Origin of the sequence: Aeromonas simiae, from assembly GCF_014892695.1 — a bacterium.
Taxonomy (GTDB): domain Bacteria; phylum Pseudomonadota; class Gammaproteobacteria; order Enterobacterales; family Aeromonadaceae; genus Aeromonas; species Aeromonas simiae.
Genome location: NZ_CP040449.1, coordinates 2,321,332 through 2,343,182, shown reverse-complemented (window position 1 = coordinate 2,343,182; position 21,851 = coordinate 2,321,332). Strand labels below are relative to the sequence as shown.

19 protein-coding genes are annotated in these 21,851 nt (G+C 61.9%); 9 read left to right on the top strand and 10 right to left on the bottom strand.

The window, feature by feature from the left end:
- Positions 1-12: 12 nt before the first annotated feature.
- Positions 13-1,062, bottom strand: a complete 1,050-nt coding sequence (locus FE240_RS11015) for a TAXI family TRAP transporter solute-binding subunit (RefSeq protein WP_193000942.1) — start codon at positions 1,060-1,062, stop codon at positions 13-15.
- A 77-nt stretch (positions 1,063-1,139) separates the two neighbouring features.
- Complete coding sequence (locus FE240_RS11010) at positions 1,140-2,282, bottom strand: MalY/PatB family protein (RefSeq protein ID WP_193000940.1); 1,143 nt, start codon at positions 2,280-2,282, stop codon at positions 1,140-1,142.
- 144 nt (positions 2,283-2,426) lie between these two features.
- On the opposite strand from FE240_RS11010, the gene FE240_RS11005 reads away from it, so the two are divergent.
- Complete coding sequence (locus tag FE240_RS11005) at positions 2,427-3,599, top strand: MFS transporter (RefSeq protein WP_193000937.1); 1,173 nt, start codon at positions 2,427-2,429, stop codon at positions 3,597-3,599.
- On the opposite strand, the gene FE240_RS11000 is transcribed toward FE240_RS11005, so the two are convergent.
- Positions 3,596-4,465 (bottom strand): LysR family transcriptional regulator, encoded by an 870-nt coding sequence (locus FE240_RS11000; protein WP_193000935.1) that lies wholly within the window; start codon positions 4,463-4,465, stop codon positions 3,596-3,598. The genes FE240_RS11005 and FE240_RS11000 overlap by 4 nt on opposite strands.
- A 95-nt stretch (positions 4,466-4,560) precedes the next feature.
- The gene (locus FE240_RS10995) at positions 4,561-5,316 is read right to left on the bottom strand and encodes a YciK family oxidoreductase (RefSeq protein WP_193000933.1); all 756 of its coding nucleotides are present in this window, start codon (positions 5,314-5,316) and stop codon (positions 4,561-4,563) included.
- Between the two features lie 170 nt (positions 5,317-5,486).
- Between FE240_RS10995 and sohB the strand changes: the two genes are divergently transcribed.
- A complete protein-coding gene (sohB, locus tag FE240_RS10990) occupies positions 5,487-6,497 on the top strand; it encodes a protease SohB (RefSeq protein WP_193000931.1) in 1,011 nt (336 codons plus the stop codon).
- A gap of 52 nt (positions 6,498-6,549) precedes the next feature.
- Here sohB and astB read toward each other — a convergent pair whose 3' ends face one another.
- Positions 6,550-7,887 carry an N-succinylarginine dihydrolase gene (astB, locus tag FE240_RS10985; RefSeq protein ID WP_193000929.1) on the bottom strand — a complete coding sequence of 446 codons (1,338 nt, stop codon included), beginning with the start codon at positions 7,885-7,887 and terminating at the stop codon, positions 6,550-6,552.
- Between the two features lie 330 nt (positions 7,888-8,217).
- Between astB and topA the strand changes: the two genes are divergently transcribed.
- Positions 8,218-10,830 (top strand): type I DNA topoisomerase, encoded by a 2,613-nt coding sequence (gene topA / locus FE240_RS10980; protein WP_193000927.1) that lies wholly within the window; start codon positions 8,218-8,220, stop codon positions 10,828-10,830.
- 103 nt (positions 10,831-10,933) lie between these two features.
- Positions 10,934-11,101, top strand: a complete 168-nt coding sequence (locus tag FE240_RS10975) for a hypothetical protein (protein ID WP_193000925.1) — start codon at positions 10,934-10,936, stop codon at positions 11,099-11,101.
- A gap of 59 nt (positions 11,102-11,160) precedes the next feature.
- Here FE240_RS10975 and FE240_RS10970 read toward each other — a convergent pair whose 3' ends face one another.
- A complete protein-coding gene (locus FE240_RS10970; RefSeq protein ID WP_193000923.1) occupies positions 11,161-12,414 on the bottom strand; it encodes a dicarboxylate/amino acid:cation symporter in 1,254 nt (417 codons plus the stop codon).
- Positions 12,415-12,761: 347 nt separating this feature from the next.
- Complete coding sequence (locus FE240_RS10965) at positions 12,762-13,664, bottom strand: lysine exporter LysO family protein (protein WP_193000921.1); 903 nt, start codon at positions 13,662-13,664, stop codon at positions 12,762-12,764.
- On the opposite strand from FE240_RS10965, the gene FE240_RS10960 reads away from it, so the two are divergent.
- The 5 genes from FE240_RS10960 (at position 13,663) to FE240_RS10940 (ending at position 17,214) form a co-directional block, all read left to right on the top strand.
- Entirely contained in the window at positions 13,663-13,800 is a 138-nt protein-coding gene (locus FE240_RS10960) for a hypothetical protein (protein WP_193000918.1), read from the top strand. The two genes, FE240_RS10965 and FE240_RS10960, sit on opposite strands and share 2 nt — an antisense overlap.
- Positions 13,801-14,136: 336 nt before the next feature.
- Entirely contained in the window at positions 14,137-14,907 is a 771-nt protein-coding gene (locus FE240_RS10955) for an ABC transporter ATP-binding protein (protein WP_042048620.1), read from the top strand.
- Between the two features lie 36 nt (positions 14,908-14,943).
- Positions 14,944-15,717, top strand: coding sequence for an ABC transporter substrate-binding protein (locus FE240_RS10950; protein WP_042048678.1), 774 nt, complete (start codon positions 14,944-14,946; stop codon positions 15,715-15,717).
- 60 nt (positions 15,718-15,777) lie between these two features.
- Entirely contained in the window at positions 15,778-16,518 is a 741-nt protein-coding gene (locus FE240_RS10945; RefSeq protein ID WP_193000916.1) for an ABC transporter permease, read from the top strand.
- A 3-nt stretch (positions 16,519-16,521) separates the two neighbouring features.
- Entirely contained in the window at positions 16,522-17,214 is a 693-nt protein-coding gene (locus FE240_RS10940; protein ID WP_042048618.1) for an ABC transporter permease, read from the top strand.
- A 41-nt stretch (positions 17,215-17,255) separates the two neighbouring features.
- Here FE240_RS10940 and FE240_RS10935 read toward each other — a convergent pair whose 3' ends face one another.
- The 3 genes from FE240_RS10935 to FE240_RS10925 form a co-directional block, all read right to left on the bottom strand.
- Positions 17,256-17,906, bottom strand: coding sequence for an energy-coupling factor ABC transporter permease (locus tag FE240_RS10935; RefSeq protein ID WP_193000914.1), 651 nt, complete (start codon positions 17,904-17,906; stop codon positions 17,256-17,258).
- A 71-nt stretch (positions 17,907-17,977) separates the two neighbouring features.
- Entirely contained in the window at positions 17,978-18,721 is a 744-nt protein-coding gene (gene pflA, locus FE240_RS10930; RefSeq protein ID WP_193000912.1) for a pyruvate formate lyase 1-activating protein, read from the bottom strand.
- A 55-nt stretch (positions 18,722-18,776) separates the two neighbouring features.
- Positions 18,777-21,722, bottom strand: coding sequence for a sensor domain-containing phosphodiesterase (locus FE240_RS10925; RefSeq protein WP_193000910.1), 2,946 nt, complete (start codon positions 21,720-21,722; stop codon positions 18,777-18,779).
- Positions 21,723-21,851: the final 129 nt, after the last annotated feature.

Sequence of the window (21,851 nt, the reverse complement as noted above, 5' to 3'; positions counted from 1 at the left end):
TGGCCGGTTTGTTTATCTTATCTGGGAACTGGCGGCTCCAGATGAGTTGTGGGAGGGAACGGCAGCTGAGCTTGCCGGCGCCGCACTGACCGCTTGAGACGGACGCGTGGTCTTGGGGGGCGTGCCGGCCAGAAAGGCGGCGCTACCCGGGTGGAAGGGGAGGAAGGCATTGGCCAGCATCTGTTCGCGCCGCAGGTGGGCAAACGCCGGGTGCAGCCGCTTGAACGCCTCGAACTGATTGAACACCTCCTCATCGATCCGATAGACCAGGGTGGCCGGCAACTGCTGACGGGCCACCAACAGCGCTGTGGTGCCAAAACTGGTCAGCGCCTGATCCTGCATGCGATAGAGGCCACCTGGGATCTGCACCTTGCTGTAGTAGGGGAAATTAGCGAGCAAGGTGTTGATGGCATCGCCCTCCAGCGGCACCAGTTTGGCGTTGCACTCGGTCACGGCCTCGGTCACGGTCTGGTTAGGGTGGGCGGCGACCATGAAGAAAGCATCCGTCTTGCCACTGCACAGCGCCTCGACCCGCTCGGCCGCCTTGCTTTCATCGACGGCGGCAAAGGTGTGGGCATCCCAGCCGAGCGCGGCCAGCAGGGCGTCGACGGTGGCCCTGTCCCCCGAGCCGGGGTTGCCGATGCCGACCCGCTTGCCTTTGAGATCCTCCACTTGCTGGATGTCGCTGTCACCGCGCACCACCAGATTGAGAGGCTCGACATAGAGCGAGAAGAGGGTGGTCATGTCGCGCAGCGGCTTGCCTGCGTACGCCCCCTGGCCGCGTACCGCCTCCCACAATAGATCCGATTGCACGAATGCCAGTTCGATCTCTCCCTTGGCCAGCAGCGACAAGTTATCGCGCGAGCCCCCTGTGCTTTCCACGGCGCAGCGGGTAGCGCTGTTTTCATCGCGGTTGAGCAGACGGCAGATGGCACCGCCAGCCGGGTAGTAGACGCCGGTGACGCTGCCGGTGCCAATGGTGATGACGCCGGGCTGCTCGTCGGCCTGAACGGGCAGGAGCGTGCTGAGCAGCAGCGGCAGGAGAAAGGTCGGTAATTTCACTGTGGTGTGGCCTCGCAGGCAAAACCCGGTTTCAAACTCTAGCCAAGGCCGGATAGCGAAGCAATCCGGCCTTGGCATCATCCCAGATGGGCCAACATCGCCTGCTCCATGCGCGCCAACGCCTGTTGCAGACGGGCGCGGGGGCAGCCGAAGTTGAGGCGCACACACTGGCCATCGCCAAACTGGGCGCCCGGCGAGAGGCCGACCCCGGCCTGCTCGAAGAAGGCGATGGGATCGCCTAGGCCAAGCGCCGTGACATCCAGCCATGCCAGGTAGGTGGCCTGATGGCGCGCCAGTCTGACACCTGGCCAGCGGGCCACCGTCTGCTCGATCAGGGCCAGGTTGCCGCGCAGGTAGTCAAGCTGGGCATCTAGCCACGCCTCGCCGCTCTCATAGGCGGCCTCGGCGGCCACAAACCCCAGTAGGTTGACGTCGGCACTGATACCGCGCATCGCCTGTTGCAGTTTGAGGCGCAGCCGCTCGTTGGGGATCACCGCAAACGAGCAGCACAGGCCGGCGATGTTGAAGGTCTTGCTCGGCGCCATCATCACCGCGCTGCGCTGGGCGGCCTCCTCGCTCAGGGCCCCGTAGGGAATGTGGCGGGCATCCGGGTCGAGGATGAGGTCGCAGTGAATTTCGTCGGAGCAGACCACCAGATTGTGGCGCGCGGCGATGGCATCAATGGCGGCCAGCTCGTCGCGGGTGAAGACGGTGCCTCCTGGGTTGTGCGGGTGGCACAATAGCAGCAGATCGGCGCCCGACGCCTGCAACTCGAGCTCGTCGAGATCGAGCACCCAGCGCCCAGCGACTTCCTGCATCGGCACCGTGAGCAGCGGACGCTCGTTAAATCCCGGCGCCTGCAAGAAGGGGTAGTAGACCGGCTTGGGCGTGATGACGCCACGGCCAGGGGCGGTCCAGGCGCGGCAGGCCAGGTTCAGCCCCGGCACGACCCCCGGCAGAAACACCAGCCACTCCGGCTCGATGTGCCAGCCATAGCGATCGGCCAGCCGGTTGATGATGAGTTCGATGAGGCGAGGGGAGGGGCGTGAGTAGCCAAAAATGCCGTGAGCGACACGCTGGGTGAGGGCCTCGATGACGCCGGGGGGGGAGAGAAAGTCGGTATCGGCCACCCACATGGGCAACACGTCACGACCCTTGTACTTGTCCCACTTCAGGCTCATGGTGTTGCTGCGATCAATTTCCTTATCAAAATCAAACATATCTTCATTCCGCGCTCGGTGTTTGTCCGCTCCACTCTACGGGGCAGGAGGGGGGAGGGCAAGGGGCGCGGCACAATTGACAGCGGGGGGAAATGCCCTCATAAAGCGAACTCCACGCCATTCATCCTCACGCTAGATGTGCCCATGAAACTTGTCTCAGCCCTGCGTCGCGGCAGCGATCCCGTCTCCCTCTCCTTTTTGGGAGTCACCTTTACCACCGGCATGGCGGTGGCCTTGCAGGTGCCGACCCTCTCCCTGTTTCTGGCCCAGGAGGTCGGGGTGCGCCCCTTTCTCATCGGCCTTTTTTACACCATCAACGCCGTGGTGGGGATCTTGGTCAGCCAATGGCTGGGGCAACGCTCCGATCTTCGTGGCGATCGCAAGCAGCTGATCCTGATCTGCTGCGGTGCCGGCGTGCTGGTCTCGCTGCTGTTTGCCTTCAACCGACATTACTGGCTGCTCGCCTCGCTCGGGGTTCTGCTTGGCAGCATCGCCGGTACTGCCAGTCCCCAGCTGTTTGCTTTGGCCCGTGAGCACGTGGATCGAGAGGGGCGCCGCGCCGACATGTTCAGCTCGGTGATGCGGGCCCAGTTCTCGCTGGCCTGGGTCATCGGCCCGCCGCTCGCCTTTGCTATCGCCATCGGTTACGGCTTCTCCTTCATGTATCTGGCCTCGGCGCTGGCTTTTCTGGTGTGCTGCGCCATTGTCTGGCGCTGGCTCCCCTCACTGCCGCTGCCGGCACCGCTCGGCGACCGACCCAAAGTAAGCAGTTGGCGCGATCGGGACGTGCGGGCGCTGTTTATCGCCTGCACCCTGATGTGGACTTGCAACAGCATGTACCTCATCAACATGCCGCTCTACATCACCCGCGAACTGGGGCTGGAGGAGCGTCTGGCGGGCCTGCTGATGGGCACGGCGGCAGCGCTGGAGATCCCTTTCATGCTGCTGGCCGGTCACTACACGGCGCGCTTTGGCAAGCGTCCCATGCTGCTGCTGGCGGTACTGGCGGGGGTTATCTTCTATGGTGGCCTGCTGTCGCTGACCGGGGAGCGCACCCTGCTGATGCTGCAACTGTTCAACGCCATCTTCATCGGTATCGTGGCGGGGATCGGCATGTCCTACTTTCAAGATCTGATGCCGGGCAGGGCGGGGGTGGCCACCACCCTCTTTACCAACAGCATCCGCACCGGCTCCATTCTGGCCGGCGCCATCGCCGGTCTGGTGGCCGAGTGGTGGAGCTTCCACGGGGTGTTTGTGGTGGCGGCCGGCTTGGCGGTGCTGGCCCTGCTCGGCTGCTTGCGGGTGCGTAACGTCTAGTGCGGGTATTCGCTGCGCAGCAGGCGCAGCAGCAGCTCGGCCGCCGGGCCCAGCTTGCTGGGATCGGGGGTCAGCAGGTAGGTATAGAGGCGTCGCTCGCTCCCTTCCACCGGGTGCAGTTGGTGCAGTGAGCCCAGCTCCAGCTCAGGTTGGATCAGATGGTGTGGCAGCCAGCCATAGCCGAGCCCCTGCCCGATCAGGGTCAGCGCCTCGGTGTAGTGGGTGACGGTCCAGGCGGTATCGCTGTGGCCCCAGTCGACGGCGCGGTGGATGGGGGGATGCAGCGCCAGCTCCGTGTGGTTGGCCAGATCGTTCACGCTCAGGTTGTCAGCCCGCTCGGCCAGAGGATGGGTTGGGGCGCAGACCGGGATCAGCAGCACTTCGTCAAGAGGTAGGCCGCTCTGATCGCCCGGCAGGTGTTCGGTCATCATCAGATCGCCCGGTTGCATGGCACTGAAGTGGCAGTGAATACGCTCGAACAGGTTGATGCGGCACCCGCGCGAGCGCGGGGCGAAGCGCGCCATGGCGCGGTAGAGCCGCTCGCGGGGTTGCAGTGCCGAGAGGTAGAGATTGATCTGCGGCTCCCACTGGCGCTCCAGATTCTGCGCCAGCCCTTCCAGCTCCTCCATCTGGGTGAGCAGTTGGCGCGAGCGCTGCAAGAAGAGCTGGCCGGCCGGGGTCAGCACCGCTTTGCGCCCGCGCACCTCAAGCAGGGCGACACCGAGGGATTGTTGCAGCTTGGCCACCGCATGGTTGAGGGAGGATTGGCTCTTGCACAGCGCCTCGGCGGCCTGGGTATAGCCGCCGAACTCCACGACGGCTTGGAAGATGCGCCACTGCTCGATGGTACTCTTGGGGCGAAACATAGGGTTACCTGACAAGAACTGTGCCTCAAGCATATCAAATGCCGGGAGGGAGCAAGGGGGCGGGCGACAGGAATGCTCGCGCCGTCACACCCTCGTCATTTCGGCTGTGCCACGAAGGTCTTGCCGCTCTGGCCACGGCTGTCTTTGCCCATCAAATAGAGATAAAGCGGCATCAAGTCGGCCGGCGTTTTGAGGCTCATGGGATTTTCGGCCGGGAAGGCGCTGGCCCGCATCTTGGTGCGAGTGCCGCCCGGGTTGATGGTGTTGACGCGCACCCCTGTGTGTTCCAGCTCGTCGGCCAGCACCTCCATCATCCCCTCCACGGCAAACTTAGAGACGGCGTAGCTGCCCCAGTAAGCGCGCCCCTTGCGGCCCACGCTCGATGAGGTGTAAAGCAGCACCGCCTCGCCCTGCGCCTTGGCGGTACGGCGCAGCAGTGGCAGCAGCGCCTGGGTCATCAAGAATTCGGACTTGACGTTGACCTGCATCACCTCGTCCCATTCGTGCTCCTTGATCTGCTCAAAGGGGCAGAGGGTGCCGAGCTGGCCGGCATTGAACAGCACGCCGTCGAGGCGGCCAAACTGGCGCTCGAAGGTGTCGGCCAGACCGCGGTAGTCGGCGGCCTTGGCGTGCATCAGATCGAGCGGCACGATGGCCGGCAGCGGCCCGCCGGCGGCCTCGATGGCGTCGAAAGTGGCTTCGAGCTTGGCCACGCTGCGCCCGAGCAGGATCAGGGTCGCGCCGTGGGCCGCATAGGTGAGGGCGGCCTCGCGGCCAATGCCGTCACCGGCGCCGGTGACCAGAATCACCTTGCCTGCCAGCAACTGCGGCGCTGCATGATACTCCAGCATGATCTTTTAACTCCTGTTTCGGGCGGGGCGAACCGGGCCAGTGTACTGATCCGCGCGCCGGCTTGACCAGTGCCTGGCATCAAAAAAGTGAAGGGAATTGAGGAGTTGTGTCATCATTCATCCCCATGAGACCCGCATTGAGAGACAGATGAACTGTCCTGGAGGAGAGAGTGGATTTTCTGAGTGAATATGGCCTGTTCCTGGCCAAGACGGTGACCCTGCTGCTGGCCCTTGGCGTGGCCGTGGTGCTGCTTACCCTGGCCGGCCGTGGTAGCAAGGGGGGCAAGGGGCAGCTGGACGTGACCGATCTCAGCGCCGATCTTGACGAGACCCGCACCCGTCTCAAGGCGCTGCTGGTGGGCAAGGAGGAGCGCAAGGCGCTGGAGAAGCAGCGCAAGTTGGAGGAAAAAGCGCGTAAAAACGACGATCCGCGCTCGCGCCTGTTTGTGATCGACTTCAAGGGGAGCATGGATGCCCGCGAGGTGAGCGGCCTGCGTGAAGAGGTGACCGCCATCCTGGCGGTGGCGACCCCGCAGGACGAGGTGCTGGTGCGCCTCGAATCGGGGGGCGGCGTGGTGCATGGCTACGGCCTGTGCGCCTCCCAGTTGCAACGCATCAAGAGCCATGAGATCCCGCTGACCGTGGCGGTCGACAAGGTGGCGGCCAGCGGCGGTTACATGATGGCCTGTGTGGCGGATCGCATCCTGGCGGCGCCGTTTGCCATTGTCGGCTCTATCGGTGTGGTGGCGCAGCTGCCCAACTTCAACAAGCTCTTGAAAAAGCACGATATCGAGTTTGAGATGCACACCGCTGGTGAGTACAAGCGCACCCTGACCCTGTTTGGCGAAAATGACGACGAGGGAAGGGAGAAGTTCCGTGAGGAGTTGGCAGCCATCCACGCACGTTTCAAGGCGTTCGTGCAGCAACACAGACCGGCGCTGGAGATCGACAAGGTCACCACGGGCGAGCACTGGTTGGCCAGCCAGGCCAAGGAGCTGGGGCTGGTGGACGAGCTCAAAACCAGCGATGACTACCTGATGGAGAGCGCCCGAACCCGCCGCGTGCTGGCGCTGCACTATCGCACCCGCAAAGGGCTGCTGGCGCGCCTTGGCAAGCAGGGGGCGGAAGGGGCGATCGAGGGGGCCAGTCGGCTGCTCGCTCGTCAATCGCCGTGGCAATGAGCCGCGTTATGCCTAAAAAGAACCCGCCATCGGCGGGTTCTTTTTCATGGGCTCAGCGCTGGAAGGGATAGACGGTGCCGAGTTTCAGGATCTGGGTCAGCTCGTCGAGGGCGGCGCGCGATTCGTGAACTAGGGCCGGGTCGCGTAGATCGTCGAACGAGAGGCGATCGCGGTAGTGCTGGTCGGCCCACTGGTTGAGGCGCACAAACAGCGCCTCGTTGAGCAGGCAGGCTGGATTGACCGCGGCCAGCTCCTGTTCGCTCAGGGCCACGCGCAGGCGCAGGCAGGCCGGGCCACCGCCGTTGCGCATGCTCTGCTTCACGTCCATGAAGTGCACCTGGCGGATCGGGGTACCCTGTTGCACCAGCTGGCCCAGATAGGCGGCTACCGCCGGTGTGTCGCGGCACTCGGTGGGGGCGATGATGGCCATCTCCCCCGAAGGGAGGGTGAGGATCTGGGTATTGAACAGGTAGGAGCGCACCGCGTCTTGCAGCCCCACTTCGGCGCTTGGCACCTCAATCAGGTGCAGCTCCCCCTCACCAAACTTGCGGCGCACCTCGTCCAGGGCCCCTTGCGTATCGAGAAACGCCTGCTGGTGGTAGAAGAGCACATTCTGGTTGCCCACCGCGATCACGTCGTTGTGAAACACCCCCTGATCGATCACCGCCGGATTCTGCTGGATGAAGACGCAGTGCTCCTCATCGAGCCCGTGCAGGCGAGCAACGGCCTGGCTGGCTTCCAGGGTTTGCCGCGCCGGGTAGCGGGTCGGGGCCGGGCGGGAGAGATCGAAGGCGCTGCGGCCATAGACGAACAGCTCTACCCCGGCCTGACCGTAATCGCGGCACAGGCGGGTGTGGTTGGCTGCCCCTTCATCCCCGAAGTGATCGTTCTCCGGCAGGTGCGGGTGGTGGCAAAAATGCGTCTCCCCAGGGAAGACGGCGCGAAGGATGCGACCGGTTACCTCGGGCTCGAGGGAGCGGTGGAACTTGTTGGTGAGGTTGGCTGGGGTAAAGTGGACGCGGCCATCCTGAGTGTCGGCGCTCGGCGATACGGTGGCGGCGTTGGCGGTCCACATGCTCGACGCCGAGTAGCAGGCGGCCAGCACGGCCGGGGCCTGGGCGGCCGCCTGCGCCAGCACGCTGGCATCACTACCACTGAAACCGAGGCGGCGCAGGGTGGCGAGATCCGGGCGCTCCTGGGGGGCCAATACCCCCTGAATCATGCCGAGCTCGGTCAACGCCTTCATCTTGGCCAATCCCTGCTTGACCGCTTCGCGGGGGTTGGAGGCTTCGTTCGCATTGTTTTGCGAGGCGACGTTGCCGTAGGAGAGACCGGCATAGTTGTGGGTGGGGCCGACTAGGCCGTCAAAGTTGACCTCGAAGTGCTTCATGCCATACATCCTTTTATGTGTGCACCATGGGGGCGAACGTAGTCCATTTCCCCATGAATGGGGGAATCGGCATCATCATATCCTGTTTTTTTATGATTGTAACAAGTTGATAACTGATATAACGCTCTATTGGCACTTCGGTATAAAAAGTCGGCGTTACTGACGAAACGGGAAAAAAGAGGTTGCCACCGGGGGCTTGGCTTCGCATTAATAAATATAAGTAAGGCGCTGAAGGCGAACCTTAGGGTTTGCTTTTTGCCCTTAAATCTCTTATACAGCCCCACAAAACTGCAGGCCCCCCCGACGGGGCGATAGGAAACGAGTCACAGCATGGGCAAATCACTGGTCATCGTGGAGTCTCCGGCCAAGGCCAAGACTATCAACAAATATCTGGGTAAGGACTACGTGGTGAAATCCAGCGTGGGCCATATCCGGGATCTGCCGACTGCCGGCAGCGGCTCTAGCGAGCCGAAGAAACCGGCCGTGCGCGGCGTCAAGCTGAGCGAGGCCGAGAAGGTGGCCAAGGAACGCCGTGCCCTGTTCAATCGCATGGGGATCAACCCCGAGCACGGCTGGGATGCCCACTATCAGATCCTGCCCGGCAAGGAGAAAGTGGTCTCCGAGCTGCAAACCCTGGCGGCCAAGGCCGACACCATCTATCTCGCAACCGACTTGGATAGAGAGGGGGAGGCGATCGCCTGGCACTTGCGCGAGGTGATTGGCGGTGATGACAGCCGCTACAAGCGGGTGGTGTTTAACGAGATCACCCAGAGCGCCATCAAGGAGGCCTTCTCGCAGCCCTCCGAGCTCAACATCGACCGGGTCAATGCCCAGCAGGCGCGCCGTTTCCTCGATCGCGTCGTGGGTTACATGGTCTCGCCGCTGCTGTGGAAGAAGCTGGCCCGTGGTCTCTCCGCCGGCCGCGTCCAGTCGGTGGCAGTGCGCCTCATCGTCGACAAGGAGCGCGAGATCAAGGCGTTCGTGCCGGTCGAGTTCTGGGATCTGCACGCCGATCTGCTGACCGGTGACAAATCGGCCCTGCGCATGGAGGTGCTCAGCCACCTTGGCAAGGAGTTCAAGCCGGTCACCGAGGCCGAGACGCAAGCCGCCGTCGCCGCCATCAAGGGTGCCCCCTTCGTGGTGCACAGCCGCGAAGACAAGCCGACCGGCTCCAAGCCTTCGGCGCCTTTTATCACCTCGACCCTGCAACAGGCGGCTTCGACCCGCCTCAGCTTTGGGGTGAAAAAGACCATGATGCTGGCCCAGCGCCTCTATGAGGCCGGCTACATCACTTACATGCGTACCGACTCGACCAACCTGAGTCAGGAAGCGGTGAGCGCGGTGCGCGACTTTATCGTCACCCAGTACGGCCAGCCCTACCTGCCGGCCGAGCCGAACCTGTACGGCTCCAAGGCCGGTGCCCAGGAGGCGCACGAGGCGATCCGTCCTTCCGACGTGAACGTCAGCGCCAGCGATCTGGAGGGGATGGAGGCTGATGCCCACAAGCTCTACGACCTCATCTGGCGTCAGTTTGTGGCCTGCCAGATGACCCCGGCCCAGTACGACGCCTCCACCCTGACGGTGCGGGCCGGTGACTACGAGCTCAAGGCCCGTGGCCGGATCTTGCGCTTTGCCGGTTGGACCAAGGCGCTGCCCCCCATGGGGCGCAAGGGTGAAGACATTCAACTGCCGGCGGTGGAGCCGGGCGAGGTGCTCGAGCTGGTTAAGCTCGATCCGCGCCAGCACTTCACCAAGCCGCCCGCCCGCTTCACCGAAGCGGCCCTGGTGCGCGAGCTGGAAAAACGCGGTATCGGCCGTCCTTCCACCTATGCCTCTATCATCTCCACCATCCAAGACCGAGGCTATGTGCGGGTCGAGAACCGCCGCTTCTTCGCCGAGAAGATGGGGGAGATCGTCACCGATCGCCTGGTCGAGAACTTCGTTGAGCTGATGAACTACGAGTTCACCGCCCGCATGGAGGGCAAGCTCGATGAGATCGCCGAGGGGCAGAGCGAGTGGAAGGCGGTGCTCGATGCGTTCTATCGCGAGTTCACCGAGGAGCTGGAGCAGGCCGGCAAGCCCGACGAGGATGGCGGCATGCGCGCCAACCAGATGGTGCTGACCGACATCGCCTGCCCGGATTGCGGCCGCCCCATGGGCATTCGCACCGCCACCACCGGCGTGTTCCTCGGCTGCTCCGGCTATGCCCTGCCGCCCAAGGAGCGTTGCAAGAAGACCATCAACCTGGTCAGCGCCGACGAGTTCGTCTCGGCCGGCGAGGAGGAAGAGGCCGAAACCAACGCCCTGCGCGCCATGCATCGCTGCAAGATCTGCGGCACTGCGATGGACTCCTACATCATCGACGAGACCCGCAAACTGCACGTCTGTGGCCGTAACCCGGACTGCGAGGGCTACGAGGTGGAGCAGGGGCAGTTCAAGCTCAAGGGCTACGAAGGCCCCTCTATTGAGTGCGATCGCTGCGGCGCTGAGATGCAGCTCAAAAATGGTCGCTTCGGCAAGTACATGGGGTGCACCAACCCGGAGTGCAAGAACACTCGCAAGATCTTGAAAAACGGTGAAATCGCACCGCCGAAGGAAGATCCGGTACCGCTGCCCGAGCTCAAGTGCAGCCAGTCCGACGCCTACTTCGTGCTGCGTGACGGCGCCGCCGGTCTGTTCCTGGCTGCCAGCAGCTTCCCCAAATCGCGCGAGACCCGCGCCCCGCTGGTGGAAGAGCTCAAGCGCTTTCGTGACCGCATCTCGCCCAAGCATTACTACTTGGCCGATGCACCGGCCTATGATGGCGAAGGGAATCCGGCCATCGTTCGCTTCAGTCGCAAGACTAAGGAGCAGTACGTGATGACCGAGGTGAATGGCAAGGCGACCGGCTGGACCGCTCACTTTGAGGGTGGTCGCTGGGTTGAGAGCCGTAAGGGGAAATAACCCGCTGCCCGACGGTGAACTGTGTGGAGGCTCCCAAAAGGAGCCTCTTTTTTTTCCTATACTAGCCCCGGGCCAGGAGGGCCTGCTGTTGAGGAAAGATGATATGGATATTCACGAGATCCGCCCAGGCATGTATTGCCAGACCCGTGAAGGGGCGGCTTGGGTGCTGGAGGTGGATCGCCAGAACCGCCTGGTGCTGTTGCAGCGCGAAGATGAGACGATACCGGTGCAGGTTCGCAGCGAAGAGATCCTGATGACCGATCTGCGCTGAGAAGTGTTACCAAAAAAAGAAGCCGCCCATGGGCGGCTTCACTGTTTGCGAAGAAGGGATCAGGCCGCGCTGCGCTCTGGCTCGAATCCCGCTTCTTGCAGGGTGCCTTCGCTCTTGGAGACCACGCTGGCGGCGATGGCATTGCCCAGCACATTGGTGGCGGAGCGGCCCATATCGAGGAAGTGGTCGATACCGAGCAGCAGCAGGATGCCCGCTTCCGGGATGTGGAACTGGTTCAGGGTCGCGGCAATCACGACCAGCGAGGCGCGCGGTACCCCGGCCATCCCCTTGGAGGTGACCATCAGCAACAGCAGCATGGTGATCTGCTGGCCGATGGAGAGCTCGATGCCATAGGCCTGGGCGATGAACATGACGGCGAAGGTGCAGTACATCATGGAGCCGTCGAGGTTGAACGAGTAGCCCATGGGCAGCACAAAGCTGGCAATGCGCTTGGAGCAACCGAACTCCTCCAGACGTTGCAGGGTCTTGGGGTAGGCGGACTCGGAGCTGGCGGTGGAGAAAGCCAGCAGGATCGGCTCACGGATCAGGCCGAGCAGCACCAGGATGCGGCGGCCGATAAACAGGCTGCCGAGCAGGGTTAGCACCAACCACAAGGTGCCGAGGGCCAGATAGAACTGGCTCATGAAGGTGCCGTAGGTGGCCAAGATAGTGAGCCCCTCCTTGGCGACCATGGCGCCGATGGCAGCAAACACCGCCAGTGGGGCGAAGTTCATCACATAACCGGTGACTTTCAACATGATTTCGGCGGCGCTGTCCATGACGGAGACCACCGGCTTGGCGGGATCACCGATGGCGGCGGCGGCCAGCCCGAAGAACAGGGAGAACACCACGATCTGCAAGATCTCGTTGGTGGCCATGGCTTCCACCACGCTCTTGGGAATGGCGTGGGAGACAAAGTCCTTCAGACTGATGGCGCCGGCGCTGATACCGCTGGAGCTGGCGCCGTCAGGCAGACTCAGATTGAGACCCACGCCCGGCGAGAGCAGGTGCACCATGATAAGGCCCAGGGTCAGCGAGAGCAGGGAGGCCATCATGAACCAGCCCAGGGTTTTGATGCCGATACGACCCACGGTGCGGGTGTCACCCATTTTGGCGATGCCGACCACCAGAGTGGTGAACACCAGAGGGGCGATGATCATCTTGATGAGACGCAGGAAGATATCGGTCAGTAGCGTGATGTTCTCGGCGAAGCTGGTTGCCAGTTCGGGGGTTAGCCAGCGCAATCCTTGGCCGGTAACGATCCCCAGCACCATGGCGATGAGGATGGCGATCGTCAGCTTATTCATTTTCATGTGAGGCTCCATTTACAGCAGGCCGTTCAGGGTCTTCTTTTGTGCCCAGCTTCGGCAGTCTATCCAGCTGGCTATGCCGCCGGAAAGCAGCAGAATGCCCAATATACACCGCTAAATCCAGCGGGTTTTAAGGGAAAAATTTAAGCGTGATCTGCTTGGTATAAGGCTGTTTTTAGGATGAAAACGGAGTGTTCCCAGGCTGTGTTGCAACTGAAACAGAAGGTTGTGCTGGCAGCGCGACCCAGCGGCGAGCCTGCCGTATTCTTGTACGGCAATGTTAAATGCTTGGGGGTCAAGGGAACGCGTTTATGAATTAATCAAGGTCGGGAAGCGGCAAATATGGCGCCTCACAGAGAGAGGAAAAAAAGAACCAGAATGGGGCCGAGTAGGCTCAGTATGAAGCCGGAAACGACCGCCACAGGCACCACGGCGATCCCGCCCGAACGCTGGATCACCGGCAGGGTGAAATCGAGCGAGGTGGCACCGCCATAGCCGATGGCGGCTGAGGGGTGACGGCGCATCAGCACCGGAATGAGCATGATGGCCAGCAATTCGCGGCCGAGATCCCCGAGAAAGGCCGCCGAGCCCATCACGGGGCCGAGGGCGTCGCTCACGAGAATGCCCGAGAGCGAATACCAGCCAAAACTTGAGGCCAGCGCCAGTGCATCGAAGGGGGGAAGGTCGAGCAACAGGGCGGCCAGCAGGGCACCGGCCCAGCTGCTCACCATGACGCACAGCGCAATGCTCATGCCCCAGCGGTTGAGCAGGATCTGGCGCAGGTGCATGCCGGAGTTGCGCATCTGGATGCCGATGAGCAGCAGTAGCAGCATCAGTGCCCATTCGCTCCACTGCTCGATAGGCAGCGCGCTCAGATCCAGCAGCAGCCCCATGAGAAAGCCCCCCAACACCACCAGCGCCAGTTGCAATGATTCGGCCATCATCTTGAGCTTGCTCGGTTGTGGGCCGGCAGATTCCTGCGGCGCACCACCACGGCGGCGATCCAGCCACCACAGCGCCGCCAGGTTGGCCAGCGTGATGCACCCGAGCATCACCGCAGAGACATTCAGGATCACCGCCATGTTGCTGCCCAGATTGTCTACACCCGCCAGACTCATCCCCATCAGGGCCAGGATCAGGTAGACCATCTTGCTGAGCGTACCTTGGATGAGTTGCAACACAGAGCGACTACGAACAGGAATGAGGTAACCGACGAAGAGGGGAAGCAGGATCAGCAGGGCATTGAGCAACATGGAAGAAACCATCGACGAAACGGAAAAATCACCCCCTATGCTGCCTGCCATCGATGTTAAGCGCAAATTAAATCCCGATCTTCCCCGGACAGGGGCGGATTTAAGGGGGAAAGAGAGTCATACGGAGTTTAATTGACCTGATAGAGAAGGAACTTGCTGTGAGAAAAGATGCAATTTGTGTTTTTGCCGGTTTTTTCACTGCATACTCTTTTATTCCATATGAAATATGGCATTCTTCGCTCTTGTTGGTAGAGGGTATGCTCTACCGATGAGATATTGTTATGCATTTAAAGCGAATTTAATTCTAAGTTGTTTCTCTTTTTTAGTCTGTTTTGGTGGTCAAACCGCTTGGATATTGTGTTTTAAGCACGCCGATGTTAATTTCGCAGTATACCGCCCGCTGTTGCGTTTTTGTTAATGCGGGTGTCTGGCCAAGATGGCCTGCTAGGGACAGCTAATAGGGTTCTAATGGATGAGCGACGTTGCCGCACTAGAAGTTCGTGATCTTCACAAGTATTTCGGGTCTCACGAGGTGCTCAAGGGCATCAGCCTGACGGCCAACAAGGGGGATGTCATCTCCTTGGTCGGCTCCTCCGGTTCGGGTAAATCCACCTTTTTGCGTTGCATCAATCTGCTGGAGACCCCTTCGTCGGGCTCAGTGGCGCTGCATGGCGAGCTGATCCGCATGAAGAGTCTGCGCAGTGGCGAGCGGGTGGCGGAAGACATGCGCCAAGTCGAGCGCATTCGCAGCCGCCTTGCCATGGTCTTTCAGAGCTTCAACCTCTGGTCACACATGACCATCATGCAAAACATCATCGAAGTGCCGATCCAGGTGCTCAAGGTGCCGCGTGCCGAGGCCATTGCCAAGGCCGAGCATCTGCTCAACCGGGTCGGCCTGTGGGAGCGGCGTGATTACTATCCCGGTCACCTCTCCGGTGGTCAGCAGCAACGTGCGGCGATTGCCCGCGCGTTGGCGGTCGACCCTGAGGTGATGCTGTTTGATGAACCCACTTCAGCCCTCGATCCCGAGCTGGTGGGCGAGGTGCTCGGTGTGATGCGCGAGCTGGCCGAAGAGGGGCGCACCATGCTGGTGGTGACCCATGAGATGGCGTTTGCCCGCGACGTCTCCAACCAGGTGTTGTTTTTGCATCAGGGCAAAGTAGAAGAAGAGGGCAATCCCAAGGAGATTTTTGCCCACCCCAAATCGGAACGCTTCAAGCAGTTCATATCCTCCATCTACTGATATCCCGGTTTTGCAGATCAAGGAGAGTGCAAGATGATGAAGAAAATGGTTCTGGCTGCCGCCGTGCTGGCGGTCATGGGCTCCTCCAGCGTCATGGCCAAGGAGTGGAAGCAAGTGCGTATCGGAGTCGAGGGGGCCTACCCTCCCTTCTCCTGGACTGAACCCAATGGTGAAGTGAAAGGTTTTGACATCGACATCGCCAACGCCCTGTGCGAGGAGATGAAGGTCAAGTGCACCCTCATCAAGCAGGATTGGGACGGCATCATACCGGCGCTGCTGTCGCGCAAATTTGACGCCATCATCGCCACCATGGACATCACCGAAGAGCGGCTGAAGAAGGTCGATTTCACTCAGAAGTACCAGCATATTCCGGCCCGTTTCGCCGCCAAGAAGGGGAGTGAGCTGAAGCTCGACAAGGCCTTCATGAGCAGCAAGACGGTGGCGGTGCAGCGCGCCACCTCGATGGATACTTACATCACCGACAACTTCCCCGAGGCGACCATCAAGCGCTACGGTACCGCTGATGAGGCTTACTTGGATCTGAAGTCGGGCCGTGTCGACTACGTGCTGGCCGACTCTGCGGCCATCACCGACGGCCTGCTTAAGAAGGAAGGGGGCGATGCCTTTGAGTTCATCGGGCCCAAGCTGACCGATCCCAAGTGGTTTGGCCAAGGAGCTGGGATTGCGGTGCGCAAAGCTGATAAGGATCTCAAAGAGAAGTTCAACCAGGCGATCCTGGCCCTGCGCGCGAACGGCAAGTACAAGGAGATCAACGACAAGTACTTCGACTTCGACGTCTACGGCGAATAAGCCGGATTCATCCGCTGTGTTCGGGCCCGCAGAGCGGGCCCGAAATCGATGGAGCGACTCATGCTGGATTTGAAAGGATATGAAGGCTCCCTGCTGGAAGGCGCAGGGGTCACGTTGCAGGTGGCGCTGGCCTCACTGCTGCTGGCCATGCTGCTTGGCATGCTGGGGGCCCTGGCCAAGCTCTCGCCCTATCGCTGGGCGCGCGGCATTGCCGATCTCTACACCACCATCATCCGCGGCATCCCCGATCTGGTGCTGATGATGCTGCTTTTTTTCGGCGGTCAGGTCTTCATCAACTTCGTGCTGACCTGGATCAACGAGAGCTATAACGCCTGGCTGCTCAAGAGCAACCCGAACCAGGAGTGGATCTCCCTGGTGCCCGATTATATCGACATCAGTCCGTTTGCCGCCGGGGTGGCCACCATCGGTTTCATCTTCGGCGCCTACATGGCCGAAACTTTCCGCGGCGCCATTCTGGCGGTCGACAAGGGCGAGCTGGAGGCGGCCCGCGCCTTTGGCATGCGGGCCCATCAGGTGTTCGTGCGCATTCTGTTCCCCCAGATGATGCGCCACGCGTTGCCGGGATTTGGCAACAACTGGCTGGTGCTGCTCAAGACCACGGCGCTGGTCTCGATCATCGGTCTCGACGACATGGTGAGAAAGGCGTCATTGGCCGCCGGCTCGACCCAGCTCCCCTTTACCTTCTACATGGCGGTGGCCCTCATCTTTTTGGTGTTCACCGCCGTTTCCACGTCGCTGCTCAAGTGGGCTGAGCGCCACTACGCCATCAAGACGAGGTAAGCCATGGATTTTTCGATCATTCTCGATGAGTGGCCCACCTACTGGCAGGGGCTCTATACCACGGTGGGGCTGGTGCTCGCCTCGCTGATCTTGGGTCTGGCGCTGGCGGTGCCCCTTGGGGTGCTGCGCACCAGCCGCAACTGGTTCATCCGTTTCCCGGTGTGGGCCTACATCTACTTCTTTCGCGGCACCCCGCTGCTGGTGCAGCTTTTTATCATCTACTACGGCGCCGCCCAGTGGGAGTGGCTGAAAAACAGCGCTGCCTGGGAGCTCTTCTCTCAAGCCTGGTTCTGCGCCCTGCTGGCGTTCACCCTCAACACCGGCGCCTATACCGCCGAGATAGTGCGTGGGGCGGTGAGCAACATGCCCAAGGGGCAGATCGAGGCGGCACTGGCCTTTGGCATGAACCGCTGGCAGACCCTGACCCGGGTGATCCTGCCCAACTCGTTCCGGCGTGCCCTGCCGGCCTACAGCAACGAGGTGATCTTCATGCTGCAAGGCTCGGCGGTGGCGGGCATCATCACCATCGTCGACTTGACCGGTGCCGCCCGTATCGTCAACTCCCGCTACTACAGCCCGTTTGAGGCCTTCATTACGGCCGGCCTGCTCTACATGGCGTTGACCTTCGTCATCGTCTGGCTGTTCAAACGGCTCGAAACCCGCTGGCACGCCCATCTCAAGCCACGCAGCCTCTGACGTAAGCATCACCTCAAGAGCGCCCATCAGGGCGCTCTTTTTTATGGTCGAGGGGGGCCGAGATAGACGTGGTCATGAAAGCTGTAGACCCAGTGGGGGCGGTAGACGGCGAGCAGGGTCATGGCCATGCCGTTGAGCAGCGCCTCGGGAAAGAGCAGTAACGGCCAGATGGTGAGGTAGTCGTCAGCGATCGTTTGCCAGGGATAAGCCCCGCTCATCCCCGTCCAGAGCGCGGTGGCCAGCAGCTTGACTGAGATGGCGGCGGCACCCCCGAGAAAGGCGGCCACAAACAGGTAGACAAACAGGTGGCGTGGCAACCAGGCCCAACTGGCTAGAAACAGCAGCTCGGTGGCCAGTATCGGCAGCAGCACCCCGAGTAGGGCGTGGCTGCCGAGCAGGGACCAAGGCACGCTGCCACAGGTGGTGAGGGTGAGCAAGGCCAGGCTGCCCGCCACCAGCGCCAGGCGCCAACCGAGCAGCAGGGTGAGGGCGGTCAGGCCGAGAAAATGCACCTCGAGTCCGGTATGCAGGCCGGCGCGCAGCCACCACAGCGGCAGCAGCGCCAGGGCGGCGCCGAGCAACAGATGCTGATAGAGGGGGGTGGCGAGCAGTTGTCGCCAGCGGGAACCACGCTGGCAGGCCAGTAGAATGGCCAGCCACAGCAGCAGGGCGGTGAATTCTGCATCGCTCATGAGCGGGCCCTTGCTATTTAAAAAACCTTGCTATCTAAAAAAACAGGGCGCCATAAGGCGCCCTGTTGTTATCAATATTTTACGTTGGGGTGGTACTTACTGAGGATCCCCTGGATGCGATCCATGGTCTCCTTTTTGGGCGGCTTGATCCCGTTGAGATCATAGGTGTCGCCCAACACCTCCCACTTGTGCTTGCCCAGCTCGTGATAGGGCAGCAGTTCGATCTTCTCGACGCACTCGCCGAGCGAGGCGATGAACTGACCCAGCCCCTCGGCACTTTCGTCATCGTCGCTCCAAGTCGGCACCACCACGTAACGGATCCACATCTTCTTGCCTTTCTGGGCCAGATAGCGGGCAAATTCCAGGGTGTAGCGGTTGCTGACGTGGGTCAGCGGGATGTGTTTCTCGTCGTTGATCTGTTTGATGTCGAGCAGCACCAGATCGGTGACGTCGAGAACGGCGTCGAGTTGGGCGTCGTAGTTGCGCACGAAGCCGTTGGTATCGAGGCAGGTGTGGATGCCTTCTGCCTGGCAGGCGGCAAACAGCTCGGCGACGAAGGCCTGCTGTAGCATGGCCTCACCGCCCGAGGCGGTAACCCCACCGCCCGAGGCATTGATGAAATGGCGATAGCTGGTGATGTCCTTCATTAGCTCGGGGACGGTGACCTCGCGGCCCCCTTCCGTGTCCCAGGTGTCGCGGTTGTGGCAGTACTTGCAGCGCATCAGACAGCCCTGCATGAAGACGATAAAACGGATGCCGGGACCGTCCACAGTACCGCAGGTCTCCACCGAGTGGATTCGACCAATCACAGACATATTGCGCTCCTGATAGTGTTGCTGGCGGCCATTTTATGCCAAAAGGCGGCGCCGATCACCCTGCTGTGGGGCAATCGGCAAGGAAGGCCTCCAAAGCCCGCACCGGCAGCGGCCGGCAGCGCAAGTACCCCTGGAAGTGCTGGCAGCCGATATCGGCGAGGATGGCGAGCTGATCCGGCTCCTCAACCCCCTCGGCGATCACGGTGAAATGGAACACCTTGGCCAGCTCCACCACGGCGCGTACCAGGGCCCTATCCTGCTCGCTGTGCACCAGGGTCAGGATGAAGGAGCGATCGAGTTTCACCTCGTTGGCCGGCAGATCGCGCAGGTAGGCGAGCGACGAGTAACCGGTGCCGAAGTCATCGATAGAGATGAGCACCCCGAGTGATCGCAGACGGCGCATCCGCTCTATGCTCTCCTCGCGGTGCTCGAGTACCACCGACTCGGTGATCTCCAGCATCAGGCGCGAGGGGGACAGACCCGTGTCGCGCAGCACGTATTCCACCTGTTGCAGGAAGGCAGGGTTGTGGAACTGGCGGGCGCTGACGTTGACCGAAAGGTGCGGGATGGCCACTCCCCGACTCAGCCAGTGGCTGAACTGGGCGCAGGCACTTTTGAGCACCCAGTAGCCGATGTCCTCAATAAGCCCGCTCTCCTCGGCCACCGGAATGAACTCACCCGGCGCCACCATGCTGCCATCGGCGCGTTGCCAGCGGATCAACGCCTCGATGCCGGTCAGCACGCCGTTGTCGACCCGGAACTGGGGCTGGTAGTGGAGCTGAAACTCGCCGCGGCGCAGGGCATCGCGCAGTTGGTTGCTGATGGCCAGCCGGCTCTTCTCCTGCTCAGCCATGTGATGGTTAAAGAAGGCGTATTGGCCGTGGCCGTTGCGCTTAGCCATGTGGGCGGCGGTATCGGCCTGCTGCATGACCACCAGATGATCGCGCTGCTCGGGGGAGAACAAGGCCACCCCGAGGGAGGCGCTGCAATGCAGCTTGTCGTGGCCGACATTAAACGGCTGGCGAAACAGCCTGATCACCTCGCGGGCAAAGTGTTCGGCCAGGATCTTGGCGGCAACCTGCCCCTGGCCGAGATCGGTGAACAGTAGCTGGAACTCATCCCCCGAGCTGCGTGCCAGCAGCAAGTTCTCTTGAGGCAGCTCGCGCAGCCGCTCGACCACCGCCAGCAGCAGCTCATCGCCGCGCTGGTGGCCGAGGGAGTCGTTGACCGACTTGAAGTTGTCGAGATCGATGTAGAGCAAGGCTCCCCATTGGCGGTTCGGCTCCTGTATGCGCTGTTGCAGCCGGGTGAGCATGCTGCGGCGATTGAGCAGGCCAGTCAGATCGTCATAGTAGGCGAGGCGCTCGATGTGTTGCTGCGCCTCCCGCTCCTCGGTGAGATCGTGGAAGCTGCTGACGTAGTGGGTCAGGCGGCCGGCGGCGTCGAACACGCCGCTCACCTGTAGCCGCACCGGGAAGAAACGTCCCTCGTGGTTGAGGCACTGCTCCTCGCCTTCCCAGAAGCGTTGCTGCTCGATGGCTTTGGTGATGCGGCTGGCCAGATCGTCGCCATAGTAGGGGGGGCGCAGCAGGCGGATATGCTGACCTACCACCTGCTCGGGGGGGTAACCCGTGGTGCGGGTGAAGGCCCGATTGGCCTTGAGGATCTGGCCGTTGGCGTCGCACACTACCATAGCGTCGTGGGTATCGAAGGCCACTTCGGCCAGGCGCAGCGCCTCCTCAAGCGACAGGCGCTGCATCTCGATGGCGAGGCGCGGTGCCAGCTCGCTTAGGCGATCGAGCAGGGGCAGGGGATCATCGAGGGTGTCGAGCGGCAGCAAGGTGAGCTGGCCGAGCGGCGTGCCGTCAGGTAGCAGCAGCGGCACGCCGATGTAGGCGGGGGTACCAAAGGCGAGCAGTTGGTGCGCCTTGGGATAACGGGTGGCGAGGTTATCCAGATAGAGGGCCTGGCCGCTTTGGTAAATGTCGTGGGCAGGGCCCGGCTCGAGGCGCTGCGGCAGCGAGCTGTGGGGCTGCCCTTCCAGCTCGACATAGCGCGGGATCAGCCACAGCTCCTCGCCACGGCGCTGATACTCGCCGACCCAGCCGGCGCGCAGTGGCAACTGCTGGCGGCACCACTGCAACAGGGCGCGGCAATACTCCAGACCCACGTGCAGCGCCAAGGGATGGGTATCGCTACTCGCCTCCTCAGTGTCGTTCTGCGCGGCGGGTTCGCTGGTGGGCGGTTGCCATTGGCCGAGCTGCTGGCTGCAAAAACGGGCCAGTTGCAGCAACTCTTCCCCAAGCGGCATGGGGTCGAGGTACTCGAGGCTCAGCATGCCGAGCAGACGATCCCCTTCGCGCAGCGCCGCGTCGAGACGGGCGGCCACCCCGTGGCTGGCCAGATAGTGATGCTGCGCCAGCATGGGTTGGTGGGCGCACTCGGAGAAGCTCAGCGAGCCGCGGCTGCGCAACGTACGCAGATAGCGGCTGTCGGCCTTGATGGGGAAGAGGGGGCCCTTGACCCCGAGCTGGTAGATGGGGGTGAGCAGATCATGGCTGTCAAAGTGCCACAGGATCAGGCGGTCAGCCTGGCTGCCTTCCCACAAGGCTTGCAGCATGGCGCCGTATTCGGCGCGGCTGGCCAGTTGGCCGAGGCGCGGCAGCAGTAAGGAGAGATCGGGCGGCGTATGGGGGCGCCCTATTTGCAGACAGATAAGCCAAAAGTGGCCCTGCTCGGGCGAAAGAGAGACCCGCCACACCTGTCCCAAGGCGCGGATGGTCAGTTGGCCTCCCTGGCCACTGGCGAGCTGGGATTCGATAGGTTCCCTTAATGACTTCGGCAGTTGGGCCGGCCAGGGGGAGCGCGGCTCATCGAGCCAGTAGAGCGGTGTTTGCATCACGTCCGTCAGGGCGACCAGCCGCTGTGAGCGCACATCGAGGCGAAAAAACAGTGGCATGGGGCGCACGGGCAACGGCAGAGTGAGGGCGGTAGACGACATGACCCGGTTAACATCCTGTTGGCAGAGAGGGCGCGCGCCAAAGAATACTCCAAATGCCCTTGAAACAAAAATTCATTGAAATCTAAATTAGAAAAAGCTAATTTTCACTGCATCATACTGGAAAAGGAG